The sequence below is a fragment of the Lichenihabitans sp. Uapishka_5 genome, from assembly GCF_033947565.1.
In the GTDB taxonomy this organism is placed as follows: Bacteria; Pseudomonadota; Alphaproteobacteria; order Rhizobiales; family Beijerinckiaceae; genus Lichenihabitans.
Map to the genome: position 1 here is coordinate 1 of NZ_JARPVX010000224.1, position 674 is coordinate 674.

1 protein-coding gene is annotated in these 674 nt (G+C 68.8%); it reads left to right on the plus strand.

Going from position 1 to position 674, the window contains the following annotated elements:
* Positions 1–140: 140 nt before the first annotated feature.
* Positions 141–581 carry a hypothetical protein gene (locus P7D22_RS23325; protein ID WP_319936622.1) on the plus strand — a complete coding sequence of 147 codons (441 nt, stop codon included), beginning with the start codon at positions 141–143 and terminating at the stop codon, positions 579–581.
* Positions 582–674: the final 93 nt, after the last annotated feature.

Genomic DNA, 674 nt, shown 5'->3' on the forward strand with positions numbered 1-674 from the left:
CGTCCGGCCTCGCCGGCGGCGAGCGCGGGCCCTGCGGCCCCGCCGAGGCCGGACGCCACGACGGCCTTCATGAATGCGCGTCGTTGCATGGCAATCCTCGGTGGCGTCGGCTGTATGGACGAGAGGAGGCTAGCACCGCCATGCTGCAGGATGCGCGGTCGCTTCGTCGCAGCCCCGGCGCTGCATGGCCCGTGGAACAGATCGTGACCTCGGTGGTCTTCCTTCGGTATCTCGCCGAGCCAGAGCGAGTTTTCCGGGAGTTCGCCGCCATGACCCTTCACGCGCGCCTGATGCTCGCAACGGCCTTCTGCTTCGTCCTTGTCGGTCCAGCCGCGGCGGCGGGTATCACCGGGGCCGGGAGCGGCAGCACGGGCGGCACGATGACGGGCGCCGGCACGCAAAATGGCTCAGGACTGAAGACCGGGGCCGACAATGGCGACGAGGCCGTGCCCAGCAAGCAGGACCGCACGGGGGTGGGCACGGGCGACAATGCCGTGCTGAACGCGCCGCGTGAAGCGGTGCCAGGCAGCAAGCCCGGCAGCCAGCCGAGCAACCTCAATGGCGCCAGTCCGGCGCCTTGAATCGGTGGGTCACCGGCAGTTGCAAGCGCAGGCGACGTCTTAGAGTCCGTTTGGAAACGTTTACGGATGAGCGATGCGGCGGAGGAGCAGTCC